We start from the raw sequence: 16,900 nt of genomic DNA, 5'->3' as shown, positions 1-16,900 counted from the left end.
ATAAAAATAAGAGGTTATTTTTCTGACAGTAATTCCTGACAAAGTGCGTAGCCTTTCGTCATCATTCTAGGAATGTGGAATGGTCCCTTAAACAGATTTCCTTTCGCAGGCTGAGAAATCGTTCCGTCACGATGGAGATACCCATACCATTCACCAAACTCTGCATCAGGAAAATGGGCATAAGTCCAGTCACTGATCTGTTTATGCATAGCCAGATATTTTTCATTTTTAGTAGCTTGATACGCATATAGAGTTGCGATAATCGCTTCGGTCTGTGGCCACCAGAACTTCATGTCATGGGCATAATCCTGTGAAGGCAGGTTTCGACAATCACGGAAATTTATAATACCCCCGTATTCTTTGTCCCAGCCCCACTCCCACGACCAATCCAGAATCGTAAGTGCTGTATCAACCATTTCCTTATCCCAATTGCGGTTCTTGGCTTCTTCCAGAATAAACCATGAGGTCTCGATACAATGGCCGGGATTAATGGTACGAGTGGCATTCGTATCTATAAACTCTCCATTGGGACCTACAGTCTCAAGCAGAGCTTTAAACTCCGGATGCATAAAGTCTTTGCGCAGAATCGCTATAGACTCCTCTATTTGCCGATCCAAAACCGGATCGTTAATAGCGGCGCGAATGCGGGAAGCTACATTGATAAGAATCATAATAATAGAATGTCCCTTCATCTGTACACGTTCACAATATTTGGGCTCCAGGATTCCCGGAGTCGAAAGGAAGTGACGGATATCATTGAACAATTTCAAAGCTTTTACAGCATAACTATGATCTCCTGATGCAATGGCATATTCGGACATTGCAATAGCAGCAAATGTTTCAGAAAAGACATAACGACGTTTACGAATAGGTAATCCGGTCTCGGTTACTTCAAAAAACATACGTCCATCCGTATCAAAACAATGTGCTTCTATGAAATCGAGAGTGCTTTTCGCAGCTGCCAACCATTCAGTATTACGCTCAATGTGATTATATGCATATGAACATGTAAAAGCAAATCTCCCTTGGAACCAAACAGATTTGGTGGTATCCATCAACTGACCATCACGGTCGACGCAGGTATAAACACCTCCGTTCTTGCGATCCCAACCATATTTCATCCAAAAAGGCATGATGTTGCTTATCATGTCATTTTTATAAGAGTCAGACCAAGTCTGTAAATATTCTGTAGTATTCATAACAATCGCAGTATTAGTTTATCTTAAAACTTATTGCAACGATCGAAGAAATGAATAGCTTCCAGTTCAGCCTTCATACGTACTTCTTCATCGTCCGTCATATTCTGGAAAGGAGTACGATTTTTACCCAAATCCAATCCTATCAACTTCATGATTCGTTTTCCACCTACGATATTTCCACGGAAATGACAAATGACATTAATAACTTCCTGAGAGAAATTCTGTAATTCACGTGCTTTCTCAAGATCACCTGCTTTCCATGCTTCTATAATACCAACCAGATTTACACCATTGTAGTTGGTAGTTCCGCCAATACCTCCCTGGGCACCTCCCATAGCTAGGCATGGAAGGATCGTTTCATCTTGTCCGTGAAGCATATCAAACTTACCCCCTTTATACAAACGACACTGATTGTATTCATACATACTTTCAAAAGTATATTTTATTCCGGCAAAGTTAGGAATACGACCGTCTACTGCTTCCAAGAAAGCAACCATTGACAAGAATGCTCCATTAAATGCAGGAATATGATAATAATAGAAAGGAAGATCGGGAGCACCGCAAGCGATTTCTTCACAATACTTCACCAGCTCTTCGACACGACCTACTTTAGGAAAAGGAGGAGCCATGGCACCAATTCCCCATGCACCGATTTTTTGAGCGTGTTCGGCAAGCTTGCGACTTGATTTTACACAGCAACTACCTACATGTACAATCACCTTAAATCCTTTAGGTGAAACTTCTACCCAACGTTCAGCAAGCTTCATACGTTCTTCATCGGTCAACATATATCCTTCACCGGAAGATCCATTAATAAATACTCCTTGCAGTCCGTTCTTTACTAACATCTTAGCATATGCTTCAATTGGTTCATAATTAACCTCTCCATTTTCATAAAACGGAGTAAAAGGGGCATTGATCAATCCAATAATCTTTTCCATGATAATTTCGTTTTTATATTAATGATATAGATTTTTAATATAGATTGGGAACAGTTTTTCATAATACACTCTTGATATCCTTAGTATATCGCTACAAATATACGCATATTTATTAAACAATCATCATATAATAAAATATTTTATTAATAAAAAGAGATTCCAAAGATCTACTTAATAAAATTCATTCACTATTATTATTAATTAAAAACAATAGAGAAACATCTTTTCACCTTATAAACCCTAAATTAATAAACAAATTAACTATCTTTGTAGATATTACCAAAATTATTAATCTATATGAAACAACATCTTTTAAAAGAAATAGAACTAGGTACCAAAAGCGCTCTTCTCAAAAAGAAAATTATTACACATTATATATATAATGGCAGTTCAACAATTACCGACCTGTCCAAAGAATTGGATCTTAGTGTCCCTACAGTCACTAAGTTTATCAGTGAAATGTGCGAAGAAGGTTATATCAACGACTATGGCAAATTGGAAACAAGTGGAGGACGGCACCCTAACCTATATGGCTTAAATCCTGAATCCGGCTACTTTATAGGAGTCGATATCAAAAGATTTGCCATTAATATCGGCTTGATCAACTTCAAAGGTGACATGATGGAACTTAAAATGAATATTCCTTATAAATTTGAAAATTCAATAGAAGGATTGAATGAGTTATGCAAACTCATTTCAAATTTTATCAAGAAGTTGACAATAGCTAAAGACAAAATATTAAATATCAATGTAAATGTTTCCGGACGCGTTAATCCGGAATCCGGATATAGTTTTAGTCAATTCAATTTTGAAGAACGCCCATTATCTGAAGTTTTAGCTGAAAAATTAGGGTATAAGGTAACAATAGATAATGATACGCGCGCCATGACCTATGGAGAATACCTAAAGGGGTGTGTAAATGGCGAAAAAGATATTATCTTCGTAAATATCAGTTGGGGGCTAGGTGTTGGAATCATCATCGATGGCAAAATTTATACAGGAAAATCCGGATTTTCCGGAGAATTCGGCCATACCAGTACCTTTGACAATGAAATTATTTGCCACTGCGGCAAAAAAGGCTGTCTCGAAACAGAAGCTTCCGGATCTGCGCTACACCGCATCTTGCTGGAACGTATACAAAATGGTGAAAACTCAATCTTATCCAATCGTATAGGAGACATTAATAATCCTATAACCTTGGATGAAATCATTGCTTCTGTAAACAAGGAAGATCTTTTATGTATTGAAATAGTGGAAGAAATCGGGCAGAAATTAGGCAAACAAATTGCCGGACTTATCAATCTTTTTAATCCGGAACTTGTCATTATCGGAGGAACAATTTCGCTGACAGGAGACTACATTACTCAACCAATAAAAACAGCTGTCCGCAAGTACTCACTTAATCTGGTCAATAAAGACTCGGCAATCGTCACTTCAAAACTAAAAGACAGAGCCGGTATTGTCGGAGCTTGCATGCTTGCAAGGAGCAGAATGTTTGAGTGTTAAAGCTCAAGCATTCGCTGCATAAATACTCGGGCCGCCTCCTCATCAGTTGCAGGAGGTGCCCAAGATGCTAAATTTTCAGGAATAAGAGGAGCAAAAGGCCCTTGCTTTATTTCATAAATAACGGTTCCAGATTCTAAGACAACGATAGTATGCCATACACAGGGAGGAATCTCAATTCCATAATGTCCCTCAGCTGGATTCAAATGAACCTTTTCCGTTACATTACCCTCATCATCAAACAGGATAGCCAACAAACTACCTCTCAATACAAGATAAACTTCTTCCTTATCCGGATTCTTATGACGATGTGGCGGCAAGTAAGTTCCCGGCTCCAAAGCATTCAACATCCTGTGAATAGGAGCATCCATGGAGTCATGGAAATTGTAATTCATCCGCAGGCGTGAATTCTCTTTTGCCTGATCAGTCACTTTATCAAGAAGCCCTTCGGTAATCAGTTTCATTATTCCTCTTTTGAAGCTACACAATCCGTTGAGACTGTAACCAAAGCGCATCCCAACCCTTCAACTCGCAGTAACAACTTATTATTTCCTTGGCACTCAACTAGCTCAGCTTCCAATCCTTGTAATTGTCCACTTATTACTCGCACTACGGTTCCAGGAACAAACTCATTTGGCGCAAACTCGACCAGTTCGCAAGAGTGCTCTATCATAGTCTTGAAAGTCTCCATTTGAACTTCCGGTATAGAAACATATTGTCCCTTTTCCTTCAGTAAAAAAGCTACTCCATGAATACCGGCTACATGAGCAATCTCCTCAGAGGAGATGTGCACAAATAGACATCCCGGAACAACAGGAATGAAAATCTTTTTCTTGCGATTGTTCCACAAACGAACTACCGGTTGAAGAGGCAAATAGTTTTCAACGCCTATCTTATCCAGTTGTTCCTTCACTTTCTTCTCTGCTCTCGGTGCTGTATATACAGCATACCAGCAAGAAGCATTTTCTTTTATTTTTCTGGCTGTTTCTTCCATCCGTTCAATAAATCTTTAACAAAGAGAATCCATCCTATACTACCTACACCCGCTAAGAATACAAAACCAATTAAAATCATGATTTTATTAGGTTTAGCCGGTCTCAAAGGGACTGTAGCAGGTTGTACTACAGTATAAACAGGAGTTATTTCCTGTACTTTAGCTTTCGCCAATTGCAATTGTTGCGACACTTGAGTGAATACTCCATAAGCTAAATTCATCTCATTTTGCAAACGCTCTTGCTCTGTACGAAAACTTTGCATAATGATATTTTGATTACCATCCATAAAACGAGCATATTTCTGCTGCGCTTCATAGTAGTTCTCCTGAGCTTCATTAAATAGTTTCTCAGTAAAAGCCAAATCATGACGCGCTTTATTGGTACGATAATCTGTGATATAATTTTGCAAACAATGCATTACCGTATCTGTTAATGCTGCAGAAATTAATGGATCCTGCATTGTCACAGTAAGTGTAGTCACTCCTGTTTTCTTATCTACCGAAACAGATATACGATGACTCAAAGCATCCGCTATTCCAGCTTGATCTGCAGTCAAATAGAAAGGATCTATCTTTGCATCTCCCTGTTCCTCCGGTGCATCTTTAAACAAAGATACAACCCAACCTAATGCTTTGAAAGGAGCTGATGCAACCGCTCCCCACCAAGGAGCCCGTTGATATTTATCCAAGTACTCATACAGAGTTGTATTAATCTTGCCTTTCTGATCAGCAACCTTCACATCGAACATTTCCAATAGAAAAGGTGTGGAACTAACAATATCAGGATACAATTCGGGAGAAAGTGCATCTTCTCCGGTTGAACTGCCAAGATTAATACCGGCCATAGCGGCTAATGCCCCCATGCCTCCAGTAGAAGACTTGCTACCTGTTTCCGGTGCCAGTGTTACACTTGTAGAATACTCTTTAGGAATACTAAAAGCCACTACAAGTCCTACTAACACGGCAACACCACAAACCTTTAATACTAGTTTACGACCGGCCCAAACTTTCTGAGCCAACTCTATCAGATCAATTTCTTGTTCCTCAGATTGCGGAGTCGTTTTATTTATATTCTTATCTTCAGTCATAGTTATTACTTAAAGAGGTTAACCATCGTTGCAATCATAGTTGCTAATGAAGCAGCAGAAGTACCCATTCCTATAATTTCGGCTGCCGACATTCTCTTCTTCGGATCTTTACTTGGCACGATAATCTCACAGCCCGGTTCTATCGCTTTAGAATTTCCCGTACGTAAACGAGACACTGTTCCATTCATATAAACCACAAAAGCTCTTTTTTTCTTTGCAAGACTTGCAAAACCACCGGCCTGATTAATATAGTATTTCAAACTTTCGCCTTTCTTATATAATACTGTATTGGGATACATCACAGCACCATTGATTTTGACGGTACTTACATACTCCGGCACAAACAAAATATCGCCTTCACGTAATACCATATCAAAGTCTGACCCCGGATTAGCCAAAGCCTTTTCCAACTCAATACCGACAGAATAAGTATCAGAGACATCAAGGGTCTTAACAGAAATGGAATCAGCTCCACCCTTATTAGCCATACGAAGTGCATCCTCCTTGCGGCGCAACTCTTCTTCTGTCATTTTACGAATCAAACGGGCACCTTTCACATAAGCATCTTGAGTAATACCGCCCGCTTTAGAAATCAAATCACTAAGACGTTCGTTCTTCTTTGATAGCGCATAACGTCCACCAAATAAGACCTCGCCTCCAACTGTAACATTTTGTTGTTGATGATAAGCAGGGCTACGACGAATATATACTTCGTCAAAAGGTTCCAAATGGAAATCCTGATCACCTCCTACAAGAAAACCATCTTTCAATTCAAAAGAGAAAGTCTTACCAACTACATTACTCAATTCAGTACTTTTTGAATTTTTTATTCGTCGGGACACATCCACACGGGCTGTCGAAGCTGCCTCCAATAATCCTCCGGCTTGTAGAACAAGGTCTTCAACCGACATATTGGATGAATACAAATAAGTACCCGGATTGGCTACTTCACCATGAATCGTAAGGGTTGCTTCCTCCTTCAAATCTTCAATACTCGGAATATAAAGGATATCATTTTTCTGAAGAGGAATATCAGCTACAGTACCATTCAACAATCCCTTTAAATCAATTTGAATCATCTCATGAGTAAGATCATCATTCTCACGATCGATGATAGCACGGTTTAAGAAAGCATCCCCTCTCACTCCTTCAGCTTTCTTTATTAATTGTTTTACTGTGTTTACAGTTCCATCGATTTGGTACATACCGGCACGATAAACAGCACCACGGACTTCAACACGGTTTTCAAAACGCTCCAATACCGAATCCACAGCCAGCACATCTCCATCATCCAGTTTAAATACCGAATAATCCATTTCATCTACATTATAAACCTGATGCTCACGGCCTGTTTTACGAATTAAGCGTATAGCTTTTTTATAAGCATCCCCGGTGAAACCACCTGAATATTTTAAAATAGTAGCCATTGTCTCAGAAGGCTTCATCTCATAAAACATCGGACGTTTTACCTTACCGGTAATCTGCACTAAAGATTCATATGGATCAACAATGACCACATCACCGTCTTGCAAACGAACATCGTCATTCAGTTTCCCCTTCATTATGAAATCGTAAACATCCAGATCTGCTATTTTTTTGCCGTTACGCACAACTTTAATACTACGTAAACTACCTATCTTATTAACACCACCGGCACGATAGAGAGCATGGAATACAGAAGAGAATGCCGAGAGCGCATAAGTACCCGGAACAGCAACTTCTCCCATAATACTAATTTGAATAGTACGGATATTGCCTAACGTCAGATCAACTGAAGTATTAGGATTCGGGCCGGATATACCTGCGTAGATTTTCGCAAATTCACGACGTACCGCATTATTAGCCTCACGAACAGTCATTCCACTTAGGTAAATAGGACCAAGATTATCGACTAAAATACTACCCTCCGGAGAAATGGTTTGTCTGATTGTAGTCTGAGAAGCTCCCCACACATCTATAATCACCTCGTCTCCAGGTCCCAAACGATAGCTTACAGGAGTTGCTATATTCAGATTGGGTTCAAATGTAAGGTTCTCGTTCGTAAAAATATTATGTCCGAAAATTTGTTGAGTCGGATCCTCTTCCGGCTTCACGGTGTACTCGTCAGACCAGTCTTCCTCATTCATCATGTCTTCATCTGTCATTTCCAGATTCTCATCTCCTATTCCACGCTTGTTTTTCTGGTTGTTCGACTGACGAAGCCCTTTTATATTCTTCTGGTTCTTTTGATTTTTCTGATCTCTCAGATTTTTTTGAGAGCGATTAGAGTAATCACTTTCATCATTTTGCTGAGTACGCGTACGCGACCTTGTTGAGTTCTGGTTGTTCTGTGTACCGGTACTGCCACTTCCATTTTCATATTTTTCCTGAATGCGTTCGACTTGTTCTTTCGTAACGCCCCTTCTCATCAACTCTGTTGTAATCTGCTTCTGAGTTTTACCCATCTTTTGAGCATCTTTTACATACTGCACGACCTGATCATCGGACATTTGCTGAGCTACAGCCACTCCGGACAAGGTAAAAATCAAGAAGAATAGTGTAATAAATCTACGCATAAGATATTCTGATTAATCTTTAGTGTTCCTCTAATAAATTATAAATCGGCCACAAAGGTAATATATTATTTTCATAATATACATTTATTTCATTCCTAAGTTTTCGAAAATAGATTAAAAAGAGGCTTTATCTAATATCTCAAACTCCGAATTCTTGCTTACAAATTCAGGAACTATCTTTTTCATAGAAGCGACAATTCCCATGGTGTCAGAAGTATAGCTCAAATCTATTAACTTTTGAATTTCTTGCTTAACCTCTTCATAATCATATTCACGAACTTTGGCTATCATTATTTTTTCATGGTAGGTAGGACAAGTGAACTCTTTCACATTCAATAACTCTTCATATAGCTTCTCACCATGCCGCAAGCCGGTAAACTCTATTTTTATATTTTTCTGCCCACTCAAATAGATCATTCTTCTGGCTAGATCAACAATCTTCACAGGATTGCCCATATCAAAAATATAGATTTCACCCCCATTACCCATACTTCCCGCTTCCAATACCAATTGGCACGCTTCCGGAATAGTCATAAAATAACGTATAACCTGAGGATGCGTTACAGTAACCGGCCCTCCTTTCTCTATCTGTTGTTTAAATCTAGGTATCACAGATCCGTTCGAGCCAAGCACATTCCCAAAACGAGTTGTGATAAATTTCACTAATGCCCCATCATTGGCATATTTAGATAATTGATGTGCGAGAGACTGAACATAAATCTCAGCAAGTCTTTTACTACATCCCATTACGTTAGTCGGATTGACAGCCTTATCCGTAGAGACCATCACAAATTTTTCCACACCATATTTTACAGCTAAGTCAGCCATAATACGAGTACCCAACACATTCACCTGTATGGCTTCAGATACATTATCTTCCATCATGGGCACATGTTTATAGGCAGCAGCATGGAAAACATACTGCGGACGATAGTCTTTAAAGATTGATTCCATGCGCGTTTGGTTAGTCACATCGGCAACCAGCATTTTAGCATCAATATCCCGCCAATTATCCAACAGTTCCAATTGTACATTATGCAAAGGTGATTCTGCCTGATCAACCAAAATTAATTTATATGGATTCAATCCGGCTATCTGCCTCACCATTTCACGCCCAATTGAACCGGCAGCTCCCGTAATCATTATTCTCTTTCCTTCTATATGGGAAGATATTTTTCGAATATCTACATGAATAGGGTCTCTCTGTAACAAATCTTCTATCTGAATATCCTTTATTTGCATACCTTCCTTTCCCAGATCATTGAATGGAGGAACTGTAAGAATACGAATATCCTCGGCTATCAACCGGTCAATCATACCGGAGGTTTCAAGTCGGTGCACTTTCTCAGAAGAAACAATAATAGCTTCAATTCTCTCTTCTTCTAAAATATCAAACAGAGATTCATTATTCGCATATACCCTACACCCCATCGTCTGCTTCCCTATAAAGCCTGTATCGTCTGAAATAAATCCTTTTAATCTAAAATGATTACTTCTACTAACTCGTAATGATTTGGCAATATTAATACCAGATCCCTTCGAACCATAAACAAACACCCGAATACTATGTCTACGATCGAAAGTCATCAACTCATGGATCATTTTCACCAAAATACGCAAACAGACCATCAAGGAGAAATTGACGATATAAGCTGTAAGAATAACACTAATCGGCAATACTTCTCGTCCACTCCACCCCATCCAAAGCAAATTGCCTACACAGGTAACCAAATATCCCAAGGTTAAGGAAATGAAAATACGAGAAATATCAATAAAGGAAGAATATCGAATGACCCCTACATAAGTACGATTCAGATGAAAGAAGCACACATTGAATATTACACAAAACAGTGTTGTCCACACCCACAACGAAAACTCAAAGACTAATGCCGACAGACCTATTTGCAAAAGGCTTGCCAGAAACATTGAAAAGATCACTAAAAGAACATCGACAGCAAGTATCAGCCATTTTGAAGCAACTCGCGATGAAAGATACTTATAATAAAATCGTATATTCATAGTAATATAAAAGTAGATTTATCAGTAAATATGCAAATATGAGTTTAAATATTTGAATCTACAACTATTTTCTAATTTAATCCCTAACCTTTTTATTTTATAAACATTTCAGAGAAATTATCACGAAAAAAGTATAGATTCATTTTGTTTTTAAAAATAAAGCTGTAATTTTGCACGCCGTAAACGGTAAAGTGTCACGCCGCTATAGCTCAGTCGGTAGAGCAACGCATTCGTAACGCGTAGGTCGCCAGTTCAAGTCTGGCTAGCGGCTCTTTTATAAGAGATATAAAAGGGTCATCATATATAGGGCAATTTACAAAGCTATAAAAAAGTGAAACCGAACTACATCTAAATCATTGGAAGTGTCTGATGGAGTGTCACAAAAGTATAGCTTATGGCAATATTATCCTTTACTATTCTAAAGGCAAAACCAACAGCAGGAAATATTTTCCTATCTTGTTGTGTATCTCAACAAAAAAATATCCATCCTATGTATTCTTTTTTAATAACTTTATATGCAATCGTATAGAGTAACTTCCAGTAGAAGAAAAATTCACTGGTAACCAAAACATTACCAATATTACTATTACATAAAAAACATTTTGTGCTCAATGGCATCAAGAACATTTCCTCCCTTGTTCTTGTTCTTTAGTTTAAGGATAATTATGTCCGCATTAAAAAAAAATAGAAAAAGATGAAGCAAAAGCAGTTTTACTTTATTTATGTTTTCCTTCTGTCAATGACTTTCTTGGGTGCATGTTCCAAAGACTCTCCAAACGAATTAATTCCTAATACAATAGTAAAAATCGAGATTGATAAACTACCTGGAAAAAGAATATATTTCATAGGAGAAGAATTGGATGTATCCGATATGACATTGAAAGTATTTTATTCAAATGAAACGTCTGAAATAGTTCCTGTAAAAAAAGACGAAATCACTGGATTCAACAATACGGTACCCGAAAACGATCAGATTTTAGAGGTACACAAAGGTAGTTTTACCGTTACTTTTAAAATACAAGTGCTGATTAATGATATTCAAGCGATTTCAATTAAGACTTTACCTTCAAAAACCGTATATACATTAGGAGAGCCTCTCTCCCTCAGTAATATGGTACTTGAAATAAACTATGCCGATGGTACGATAAAAGTAAATTCAGCTCCATCTGCTGATTGGGTACAGGGTTTCAATTCTTCCGTACCGGCACAACTTCAAATAGTGACACTTGAATTGGATGGTAAACAAGTATCTTTTGATGTGCAAATATTACCTGTAAAAGTAGACGGAGATAAAGTTGTAAGTGTCATTGATTCCGACTTTACATCAATAACCTTCCCGGATGGTATTCGCACAATAGGATCAAAGGCCTTTGAAAATAAGAATATCAAAGCGAGTGAACTTCTGTTCCCTGCCTCTTTGAGTACGATTGAGCAGGCAGCATTTGCTTATTGCAGAAATCTGAAAATCGTCGATTTAAGCCACACATCGATTAAGGAATTGCCGGAAGAGGCCTTTTTATTTTCCGGAATAAAAAAAATAGCACTGCCTGCTTCTTTGGAAGTTGTTGGAAAGGAGGCATTTTACGGGTGTACTGATCTGAATGTTATCGACATAAGCCATACTTCCGTCAAAGAACTACAGAACGGAGCTTTCGGGAAATCCGGTATATCTTCTATATCTTTACCTTCCACTTTTAGGATTGTAGGTGCATCGGCTTTCATAGAGACAAAGAACTTGAAAGAATTGACTCTGCCCGAAGGAAGTGAAGTGATTGACCTGGAGGCTTTTTCCGGCAGTTCCATTCAGAAAGTAACCCTTCCGAATACTATTTACCACATTGACCGCTCTTTCTACAACTGTCCCGAACTTACTACCATCGAAACTTACGGAACCCGGATAACACCTTCGCCTGTTGACAGGACGGCAGCAATAGTGAGCGAATGTTTTAACCATTCTCCTAAACTCACTGTTCTTAAAATTCCCGCAAGCATAGCTAAAATAGGAATAAGTGCTCTGAACAAGTGTCAAGTAAAAACTCTTATTTTACCCGCAAGTGTGAAGGCATTAGACTTCAATGCTTTCGGAAATGCTGTTTCGCTGGACGAAATTTCATTAATGTCGCCTACGATGGTTACTGCCGACTATTACCCCGTACCGCCAGGAATTCAAAAGATAAGAGTTCCCCAAAACCTTGTCGAAACATACAAGCAGAACAAAGCTTGGAAGCCATTCGCTGAAAAAATCGTTGCCCTTTAAGGTCTGTTTAAATTTCGCTCGAAGCTGTTTTGAGATTTGTTTTCGAAGATATTTTCCCGTTTTGTGAGCTGCATAGCGGGTTATGTGACGAATAAAAAACGAGGGAATAAATCGAAAAGGAACTCAAAACAAATCGATAAAACCTATATAAAAGTTTATTCAAAAAAGTTCAAACAGAGTCTTAATATCCGCTAATGCATAAACCGTCTGCGTAAAAGTTTTACAAAGGCGGTATCATTTGCAGGCAGATAACTATATTCTATTAGTTCCTCGTTTTATGCTATACTTCCATATAATCAAATTCATTCATATATCTTCCCGCTCCTTTCATGAGCTTGAATATTCTTATTTGAAATAACTGTCGCTACAATATAACCCAATATACCCTCGAATGTGTCAACCCCGGTTAGTTCATTATTTGCTTTTTTGTAATCAATGGCCGCTTTCATAATTCTACCTGTTTAATTTGTTACTTCTTGATCGATTGATTAATTTTGATGCGACAAAAATCATCCCCAATAGTTATTCTGAGAGTGTCAACAATGACTCGCTCAATATATTATTCGAAACGCCCGGCTTTAAATTTTCAATATCATGAAAAATAAGCGAAAAAGACCATCTAAAAAACAACACCACAATTCGTTTAAGAGCTTTTGGATAATAGCTCTATTTGCGATTTTACCATTAATCTACGGAGTCTATCTCTGCACACCGGAAATTCAAGCTGTATTCTTTCAGGCAACCAAAGTATCAAGACCGAATGTTGCACGTCCCAATTATTCTCACGATGAAAATCTGAAGGTTCCGGTTTCCCAATTCCCATTAACAGAGCAGATAATTCATCACAAAGGTTATACTGTGTCTTATAATAAGGATAAAAAGATCCCCAATTGGGTAGCTTACGAACTCACCAAGCAAAAGACACAAGGGAATATAAAAAGAAACGAACGATTCATCGCCGATCCTGTCGTGAAAGGAGGTATGGCAAACAATTCTGATTATTCCCGTTCCGGATTTGACAAAGGTCATATGGCACCTGCTGCCGACATGAAATGGAGTAATGAAGCCATGAAAGAATCCTTTTATTTCAGCAATGTATGTCCGCAACATCCCGAACTTAACCGTCGGAAATGGAAAACACTGGAGGACAAGGTCCGCGAATGGGCTGTAGCCGATAGTGCAATCCTTATTATTTGCGGCCCGGTCACGAATAAAAAATCTCCGGTAATCGGCAAAAACCGGGTGACTGTTCCATCAAAGTTCTTTAAGGTCATTCTCTCTCTTCACGGTTCCACTCCCAAAGCTATCGGATTTATTTTTAAGAATGAACGCGCAATAGCACCTTTACGAAATTATGCCGTCTCTATTGACAGCATTGAACAACTCACCGGACTGGATTTCTTTTCTTCACTCCCCGATTCTTTAGAAAATGAAATAGAAAGTCGGATAGATACCACCTTATGGAGCATCTAAACCCAAACACATCAATTGAAAGATAAGAATTGAAAAAAACAACAGTCCCCAAAAGCAAATAATAACTAAACAGATAGAAAACATTTATTATCCAAGAGCAATCATCATTGAAATCTTCTTAACTTTGGCACGATTTTATAACCATTAGATATTCTATATGAATAAGAAAAGAAAGAAAATATTTCTCAGCATACTGGCTACTTTTTTCTTCATTTGTATCGCCGGTGCAGGAACAGTCTATTACTACCTATTTTACCCCCAGTTTCATCCAAGTAAGACAACTTATATCTATATAGACCGCGATGATACTACAGACTCCATCTTCAATAAAATAAAAAAGCAAGGAAACCCTCATAGCTTTAATGGCTTCAAATGGATGTCCCATTTCCGTGAATATAGTAAAAATATCCATACCGGACGTTACGCCATCAAACCCGGAGATAACACTTATCAATTATACAGTAGATTATCAAGAGGCTATCAAACTCCTGTCAACCTGACAATTGGAAGTGTCCGAACACTTGACAGATTAGTCCGCAGCGTAGGGAAACAGTTAATGATAGATTCCGCTGAAATTGCCATGGCACTATACGACTCTATTTTTCTGGAAAAAATGGGATACACAGAAGCCACCATCCCCTGCTTATTTATTCCCGAAACATATCAGGTATATTGGGATGTCAGTGCAGCAGACTTTTTAGCCCGAATGAAGAAAGAGCATGATAAATTTTGGAACAAAGACCGACTCTCAAAGGCCCAAGCAATAGGGATGACTCCTGAAGAAGTTTGCACGCTGGCCTCCATCGTAGAAGAAGAAACCAACAACAATGCAGAAAAGCCTATGGTTGCAGGATTGTACATCAACCGATTACATGCCGGCATGCCCCTGCAAGCCGACCCGACTATCAAATTCGCACTACAAGATTTCGGGTTACGCAGAATCACCAATCAACACTTAAACGTACAGTCTCCCTATAACACTTACCTGAATGCGGGACTGCCTCCGGGCCCTATCCGGATACCATCACCCAAAGGGCTGGACAGTGTCTTGAATTATGTAAAGCATAACTATATCTATATGTGCGCAAAAGAAGATTTCTCCGGTACGCATAATTTTGCCTCCAATTATGCAGATCATATGGTTAATGCAAGAAAATACTGGAAAGCGCTGAATGAAAGAAAGATTTTTAAGTAATCCCGTGATAAAATGATCTTAAAAATGTATCTTTGCCCGATATTATAACAAAATACGTGATTAACACCAAAAGAAAATAAGATATGAGCAAACAACTCTTACTTGGCGACGAAGCCATTGCGCAAGCAGCATTGGATGCCGGACTTTCAGGCGTTTACGCTTATCCCGGCACTCCATCTACAGAAATTACCGAATATATTCAAATGGCTCCTATTACGAGCGAGCGTAACATACACAACCGTTGGTGTGCCAACGAAAAGACGGCAATGGAAGCTGCCTTAGGTATGTCTTTTGTTGGCAAACGTGCATTAGTCTGCATGAAACATGTAGGAATGAACGTAGCCGCCGACTGTTTTATCAATTCGGCCATCACAGGTGTAAAAGGCGGACTAATTGTAGTAGCAGCAGATGACCCCAGCATGCATTCATCGCAAAACGAACAGGATAGCCGTTTTTATGGCGATTTCTCTTTGATCCCGATGTACGAACCGAGCAACCAGCAGGAAGCTTATGATATGGTGTACAACGGTTTTGAGTTTTCTGAAAAGATAGGTGAACCGATACTAATGCGTATGGTGACACGTCTGGCTCACTCTCGTTCAGGTGTAGAAAACAAAGCACAAAAGCCACAAAACGAAATTTCGTTCAGCGAAGACCCGCGCCAATTTATCCTGCTCCCGGGCAACGCACGCAAACGTTATAAAGTACTACTCACACGCCAGGAAGAATTCATCAAAGCATCAGAAGAGTCACCATATAACAGATACATCGATGGCCCCAACAAGAAAACTGGTATTGTAGCTTGTGGAATCGGTTACAATTATCTAATGGAGAATTATCCGGAAGGTTGCGAATATCCGGTATTAAAAGTTGGACAATATCCGCTTCCCAAGAAACAATTGATGCAATTAATCGACGCTTGCGACGAAATCCTTGTTTTAGAAGACGGACAACCATTTGTTGAAAAACAATTGAAAGGATATCTGGGTATCGGATTAAAAGTAAAAGGCCGTCTTGACGGTACATTATCACAAGACGGTGAATTGAATCCGGACACGGTTGCACGTGCGCTCGGCAAAGAGAACAGCTCGGAATTCAATGTTCCGAATATTGTAGAAATGCGTCCGCCGGCATTGTGTGAAGGGTGCGGCCACAGAGACATGTATATTACACTGACTCAAGTGCTAAAAGAAGAATACCCCACTCACAAAGTTTTCAGCGATATCGGTTGCTATACTTTAGGAGCAAACGCCCCATTCAACGCAATCAATTCATGTGTGGACATGGGAGCCTCTATTACCATGGCCAAGGGTGCCTCCGATGGAGGACTCCATCCTGCTGTTGCTGTAATCGGAGACTCAACTTTTACTCATTCGGGCATGACCGGACTATTGGACTGTGTCAACGAAAATGCCAATGTTACCATCGTCATTTCGGACAACGAAACAACAGCAATGACCGGTGGACAAGATTCTGCCGGCACAGGTCGCCTTGAAGCCATTTGCGCCGGATTAGGTGTAGATCCGGCTCACATTCGCGTAGTAGTTCCATTGAAAAAGAACTATGAAGAAATGAAGCAAATCATACGCGAAGAAATTAATTATAAGGGAGTATCCGTTATCATCCCGCGCAGAGAGTGTATACAAACATTAGCACGTAAAAAAAGAAGTAAGTAA

13 protein-coding genes and 1 tRNA gene are annotated in these 16,900 nt (G+C 39.1%); 6 read left to right on the top strand and 8 right to left on the bottom strand.

What is annotated here, in order from left to right:
- Positions 1 to 14: 14 nt before the first annotated feature.
- Both BSHG_RS10010 and BSHG_RS10015 read right to left on the bottom strand, forming a co-directional pair.
- Positions 15 to 1,199 (bottom strand): AGE family epimerase/isomerase, encoded by a 1,185-nt coding sequence (locus BSHG_RS10010; RefSeq protein WP_005786613.1) that lies wholly within the window; start codon positions 1,197 to 1,199, stop codon positions 15 to 17.
- Between the two features lie 23 nt (positions 1,200 to 1,222).
- On the bottom strand, positions 1,223 to 2,140 hold the full coding sequence (locus BSHG_RS10015; protein WP_005786611.1) for a dihydrodipicolinate synthase family protein: 918 nt from the start codon (positions 2,138 to 2,140) through the stop codon (positions 1,223 to 1,225).
- Between the two features lie 297 nt (positions 2,141 to 2,437).
- On the opposite strand from BSHG_RS10015, the gene BSHG_RS10020 reads away from it, so the two are divergent.
- Positions 2,438 to 3,646, top strand: coding sequence for an ROK family transcriptional regulator (locus BSHG_RS10020; RefSeq protein ID WP_005786608.1), 1,209 nt, complete (start codon positions 2,438 to 2,440; stop codon positions 3,644 to 3,646).
- Here the strand turns inward: BSHG_RS10020 and BSHG_RS10025 are convergent.
- The 5 genes from BSHG_RS10025 to BSHG_RS10045 all read right to left on the bottom strand — a co-directional run bounded on the left by BSHG_RS10025 (position 3,643) and on the right by BSHG_RS10045 (position 10,299).
- Positions 3,643 to 4,107 carry a WbuC family cupin fold metalloprotein gene (locus tag BSHG_RS10025; protein WP_005786607.1) on the bottom strand — a complete coding sequence of 155 codons (465 nt, stop codon included), beginning with the start codon at positions 4,105 to 4,107 and terminating at the stop codon, positions 3,643 to 3,645. The genes BSHG_RS10020 and BSHG_RS10025 overlap by 4 nt on opposite strands.
- On the bottom strand, positions 4,107 to 4,637 hold the full coding sequence (locus tag BSHG_RS10030; protein ID WP_008659430.1) for a UpxY family transcription antiterminator: 531 nt from the start codon (positions 4,635 to 4,637) through the stop codon (positions 4,107 to 4,109). Before BSHG_RS10030 ends, BSHG_RS10025 begins: the two co-directional genes overlap by 1 nt.
- Positions 4,613 to 5,725: a Wzz/FepE/Etk N-terminal domain-containing protein gene (locus BSHG_RS10035; protein ID WP_005786605.1), complete on the bottom strand. Its 1,113-nt coding sequence runs from the start codon at positions 5,723 to 5,725 to the stop codon at positions 4,613 to 4,615. The genes BSHG_RS10030 and BSHG_RS10035 overlap by 25 nt, the downstream gene beginning before the upstream one ends.
- Before the next feature lie 5 nt (positions 5,726 to 5,730).
- Positions 5,731 to 8,280 carry an SLBB domain-containing protein gene (locus BSHG_RS10040; protein ID WP_008659429.1) on the bottom strand — a complete coding sequence of 850 codons (2,550 nt, stop codon included), beginning with the start codon at positions 8,278 to 8,280 and terminating at the stop codon, positions 5,731 to 5,733.
- Between the two features lie 114 nt (positions 8,281 to 8,394).
- On the bottom strand, positions 8,395 to 10,299 hold the full coding sequence (locus BSHG_RS10045) for a polysaccharide biosynthesis protein (RefSeq protein WP_005786603.1): 1,905 nt from the start codon (positions 10,297 to 10,299) through the stop codon (positions 8,395 to 8,397).
- Positions 10,300 to 10,497: 198 nt separating this feature from the next.
- Between BSHG_RS10045 and BSHG_RS10050 the strand changes: the two genes are divergently transcribed.
- Positions 10,498 to 10,570, top strand: a tRNA-Thr gene (locus tag BSHG_RS10050).
- A 423-nt stretch (positions 10,571 to 10,993) separates the two neighbouring features.
- Positions 10,994 to 12,556, top strand: coding sequence for a leucine-rich repeat protein (locus BSHG_RS10055; protein WP_008659427.1), 1,563 nt, complete (start codon positions 10,994 to 10,996; stop codon positions 12,554 to 12,556).
- 302 nt (positions 12,557 to 12,858) lie between these two features.
- Here BSHG_RS10055 and BSHG_RS23255 read toward each other — a convergent pair whose 3' ends face one another.
- Positions 12,859 to 13,005, bottom strand: coding sequence for a hypothetical protein (locus BSHG_RS23255; RefSeq protein ID WP_005816961.1), 147 nt, complete (start codon positions 13,003 to 13,005; stop codon positions 12,859 to 12,861).
- Between the two features lie 145 nt (positions 13,006 to 13,150).
- Here BSHG_RS23255 and BSHG_RS10060 point away from each other — a divergent pair, with 145 nt between their 5' ends.
- The 3 genes from BSHG_RS10060 to BSHG_RS10070 all read left to right on the top strand — a co-directional run bounded on the left by BSHG_RS10060 (position 13,151) and on the right by BSHG_RS10070 (position 16,900).
- Complete coding sequence (locus BSHG_RS10060) at positions 13,151 to 14,029, top strand: DNA/RNA non-specific endonuclease (RefSeq protein ID WP_008659423.1); 879 nt, start codon at positions 13,151 to 13,153, stop codon at positions 14,027 to 14,029.
- 157 nt (positions 14,030 to 14,186) lie between these two features.
- Positions 14,187 to 15,224, top strand: a complete 1,038-nt coding sequence (gene mltG / locus BSHG_RS10065; RefSeq protein ID WP_008659421.1) for an endolytic transglycosylase MltG — start codon at positions 14,187 to 14,189, stop codon at positions 15,222 to 15,224.
- Positions 15,225 to 15,307: 83 nt separating this feature from the next.
- Positions 15,308 to 16,900 carry a thiamine pyrophosphate-dependent enzyme gene (locus tag BSHG_RS10070; RefSeq protein WP_005786589.1) on the top strand — a complete coding sequence of 531 codons (1,593 nt, stop codon included), beginning with the start codon at positions 15,308 to 15,310 and terminating at the stop codon, positions 16,898 to 16,900.

The sequence above is a fragment of the Bacteroides sp. 3_2_5 genome, from assembly GCF_000159855.2.
GTDB lineage: Bacteria > Bacteroidota > Bacteroidia > Bacteroidales > Bacteroidaceae > Bacteroides > Bacteroides fragilis.
This window is presented reverse-complemented; position numbering and strand designations above follow the sequence as displayed.